The organism is Planctomycetota bacterium, from assembly GCA_026387035.1.
Taxonomy (GTDB): Bacteria; Planctomycetota; Phycisphaerae; order FEN-1346; family FEN-1346; genus JAPLMM01.
This window is the reverse complement of record JAPLMM010000258.1, coordinates 1-3,930: the sequence shown is the minus strand read 5'-3', so window position 1 is coordinate 3,930 and position 3,930 is coordinate 1. Positions and strand designations below refer to the sequence as shown.

At 66.9% G+C, this 3,930-nt stretch carries 6 protein-coding genes; all 6 read left to right on the top strand.

Annotated features, from left to right (window positions below):
* The coding region (locus NTX40_09835; GenBank protein MCX5649377.1) for an Hsp70 family protein at positions 1–972 on the top strand (972 nt) is incomplete at its 5' end.
* A gap of 162 nt (positions 973–1,134) precedes the next feature.
* Positions 1,135–2,286: an ATPase, T2SS/T4P/T4SS family gene (locus NTX40_09830; protein MCX5649376.1), complete on the top strand. Its 1,152-nt coding sequence runs from the start codon at positions 1,135–1,137 to the stop codon at positions 2,284–2,286.
* A 134-nt stretch (positions 2,287–2,420) separates the two neighbouring features.
* Positions 2,421–2,582, top strand: a complete 162-nt coding sequence (locus NTX40_09825) for a hypothetical protein (protein ID MCX5649375.1) — start codon at positions 2,421–2,423, stop codon at positions 2,580–2,582.
* Between the two features lie 37 nt (positions 2,583–2,619).
* Complete coding sequence (locus tag NTX40_09820) at positions 2,620–2,838, top strand: hypothetical protein (protein ID MCX5649374.1); 219 nt, start codon at positions 2,620–2,622, stop codon at positions 2,836–2,838.
* A gap of 412 nt (positions 2,839–3,250) precedes the next feature.
* Positions 3,251–3,538, top strand: a complete 288-nt coding sequence (locus tag NTX40_09815) for a hypothetical protein (protein ID MCX5649373.1) — start codon at positions 3,251–3,253, stop codon at positions 3,536–3,538.
* A gap of 61 nt (positions 3,539–3,599) precedes the next feature.
* Positions 3,600–3,930, top strand: a 331-nt coding sequence (locus NTX40_09810) for a hypothetical protein (protein MCX5649372.1), incomplete at its 3' end; no start/stop codon positions are given.

Here is a 3,930-nt window from a genome sequence, read left to right as displayed (position 1 = left end):
ATCACGCTGGCGACGGACGGGGACGTGCAGTTGGGCGGGAAGGACTGGGACGAGCGGCTGGTGGACCATCTGGCGGAACGGTTCAAGGGGGAGTTCGGGGACGACCCGCGCGAGAACGCGCAGGCGTTGAGTTATCTGTATGTAAGCGCGGAGGAGGGGAAGAAGACGCTCAGCCGGCGCGAGGCGACGAAGGTGCCCGTCAGTTACAAGGGGCACTGGGGCAATTACGAGGTGACGCGCGAGGAGTTCGAGGCAATCACGGAAGACCTGCTGGCGGTGACGCAGTTGACGACGGAGATGGTGCTGGAGGAGGCGGGGATCACGTGGGCGGGGGTGGGGCGGATCGTACCGACGGGGGGCTCGACGCGGATGCCGATGGTGCAGCGTCTGCTGGAGCGGATGAGCGCGAAGACGGTGCGGGCGGAGGTTCCGGTGGACGAGGCGGTGGCGGCGGGGGCGGCGATCCACGCGGCGATCTGCACGCTGGCGGGAGACGGGCGGGTGCGCGAACTGTCGGCGGAGGCGGCCCAGCGCCTGGGGAAGATCCGGACGGTGGACGTGGCGGCCCACGCGCTGGGCCTCATTATCAAGGACGTGCGGACGCTCGAGTACCGCAACGACGTGCTGATTGCGAAGAACTCGCGGCTGCCGGCGAGCGTGACGAAAACCTACCAGACGAGCCAGGACGGGCAGACGAAGATCCTCTTGCAGGTGGTGCAGGGGGACGCGCCGGACCCGTCGGCGACGATCGTAATCGGGCAGTTGGAGGTGGCGGGCCTGCCGGCGGGCCGACCGGCGGGGAGCCTGGTGAACGTGACATACTCGTACGACCGGAAGGGGCGGATCCACGTGCGTGCGGAGGACCAGGATTCGGGGAAGGTGGTGTCGGCGGAGATTGCGCGGACGAGCGGCCTGAAGGCGTCGGAAGTGGCGGAAGAGGCGAAGAGGCTGGGGCTGAAGACGATTGAATAGAGGCAATGCGGAGTGCGGAATGCGGAGTGCGGAATGAACGGCGGAACGGAACACAGAAAGAAGCAACTACAAGGGTCTGGTTCGCCGGCGGGCGGAATCCTGGTTTGCGGGGGGGTGGGGGTCGTATAATAAGGTAGAAGGCGAGAGGAAGGAGTTTGCGCGATGACGACCGCCGAGACGAAGGCGGTGTCCGGGCAGGACGAGGTTCTGCTCGAGACGATCTTCGAGAAGACGATCCTGCACTTTCTGGACCCTGTGCGGGCGTATCTGGACGATGCGAGCGTGACGGAGATCATGATCAACGGCCCGGAGGAGGTGTACATCGAGCGGAAAGGGGCGTTGGTGCTGACGGAGGCGCGGTTTGAGAGCCAGGAGACGCTGGACGCGGCGGTGCGGAACATATTGCAATACGTTGGGAAACGTGTGTCGGCGGATCAGCCGATGATGGACGGCCGGTTGCCGGACGGGTCGCGGGTGCACGTGGCGATGCCGCCGGTGTCGCGTCGTGGGACGGTGGTGACGATCCGGAAGTTTTCGCGTGAGGCGTTCGAGATGGATTACCTGGTTTCGTGCGGGACGCTGTCGGAGGAGGCGCGGGATTTTCTGCACCTGTGCATCGTGACGGAGAAGAACCTGCTGATTAGCGGGGGGACGTCGAGCGGGAAGACGAGCCTGCTGAACGTGCTGTCGGAGTACATTCACGCGGACCGCCGGGTCGTGGTGATCGAGGAATCGAGCGAACTGCAACTCCAGCAGCCGCACGTCATCGGCCTGGAGTCGCGTGCGGTGGATCGGTACGGGCGCGGGGAGGTGTCGATCCGGGAACTGTTTAAGAACAGCCTGCGGATGCGCCCCGACCGGGTGATCGTGGGGGAGTGCCGGGGCGGCGAGGCGCTGGACATGATCCAGGCGATGACGAGCGGTCACGCGGGGTCGATGACGACGCTGCACGCGGACTCGGCGCCGGACGCGCTGAACCGACTGGAGACGATGGCGATGATGAGCGGGGTGGAGATCCCGCTGGCGGCGCTTCGGCTGCAGATCGCGGGGGCGATCCACGTGATCGTGCAGATGATGCGTTTTGCGGACGGCGGCCGGCGGGTGGTCGGCATCAGCCAGGTGGTGGGCTTGACCGAGTCCGGGCGGTACCAGGTCCAGGACCTCTTCAACCTCCAGTTGCCGGAAGGGGAATACGAACTGGCGAAGGCCCGGCTGCAATGGACGGGCGAGAAGTGCGTTTTTCGTAATGAGGTGGGGGTGCGCGCGGAAGCGCGGAACTTCCCAAGGCTGGCGCCCCTCCTGGCCGATAAATGAGGGAAGGAGCCGGGCGGGATGAGCCGCACGGTGCGGAGTGCGGAATGCGGAGTGAACGGCGAACGGCGAGCGCCCCGCCCCGAAGGGGTCCAACCACCGAACAGGGACAAGCGGGGCGGCTAAACGGGTTGGCCGTGGCGCGGTTCCACCGGGACGAGCGCGGGGGGATGCTGGATTACGTTCTGGTGCTGGGCGTCTTCGTGCCGCTCGCGGTGTTCGTGATTGTGAAACTCTTTGAGGTGTTGTCGGACTACTTCGGGATGATCGCGTTCTACGTCACGTGGCCGTTCCTGTGACGGGCAGGGCGCGGCAGAGAGAAGAAAGGGGTGCCTTATGATTCGAGGGCTGTGGGATGTGCTGAAGCGGCTCGATCGGGATGAGACCGGCGCGCAGGGTCTGGAGCTTCTGCTGATCATCGCGGCCATCATGCTGCCGCTCCTGGGTCTCCTGATCATTTTCCGAAACGAGATCCGGGAATGGGTCGTGGGCATCTGGGAGAAGGCCCGCGGCGAATCGGAGAAGAACGAGAGCGATTTTTTCGGTAACCTGTAACCGAGCGACGGCTCCCGAAAGCCGAGCAAGGCAGGCGACCGGCGCCGCGGGACGAGGCGATCGCCCCCTGTCCGTGCGCTCGAGGAGCGGGCGACTCGCCACGGCGAGCGGGGAGGGCCGTTGGACTGGCAACGCGCGAGCGAGGGCCCCTGGTGTATTCACCAGGGGCTAAATGGCCGCGGGCGTTAGGGGCGCGAAAAGGTGACCGAGGCCGAGGTGCTGAAGTGGGCGAGCCAGGGCCTGTTGGCGGCCGTCCTGATCGTGGCATCCGTCACGGAACTCAGGCGGGGCAAGATTTACAACTGGCTGACGTATCCGGCGATCCTGGCGGGCCTGGCGTTCGGCGCCGTCCGCGGAGCCGCGACCGGGTCGGCGTGGGACGGATTCGTTGACCACGCCGCGGGGTTCGGCCTTGGCTTCGGCGTCCTGTTCCTGGCCTACCTGCTCGGGGGCATGGGCGGCGGAGACGTGGCTGGGCCTTGTGCTGATGGTGTGGCGGGGTCAGACGCGGTCGGTGGTTCGGCGGTTGGGGGTGGCGATTCGGCTGCTGCCCGTGCCGGGCGTCCGGCTGGACGAGGCGATTCCGCCCGGCTCGCTCCAGGTTCCGTTCGGCCTGGCGGCGTGCATCGGGTCGGTGTGGTGGATGGTGGAGAGGGAGTTCGGCCGGTCGCTGTGGGATGCGGTGGCGGGGTTACTGTAGCGGCGAACGGCCGCTAAGCCGCAAGCGGCATTATAAAGTGGCGGGTTTTTGAGGGTGTTCGATGATGCGGAACGCGAAACGGCGGATGGTCGTGCTGGGCGTGTTGTCGTCGGCGTCGCTCGTGGGCCTCCTGGTCCTGGCGGTGCGGGCGGTGCACTTGTCGCCGGCATGGATGCGGGCGTCGGCGGCGAGTCCGCTGGGCGTGCGGTGCCTGGTGATCATCGGCGTGGGGATGCTGGCGCTTGGGGCGGCGGCGATGGTGCTGGTGCGGGTGCGCGGCGTGGCACGTGCCAGGGCGGGGAACGTCACCGCCCGCAAAGCGGGCGGCTCGAACGGCGGGTGGGCGGTCGGGCGGAAGGGAATCGCGACAGACCAGGGCGGGACGGCCGCGA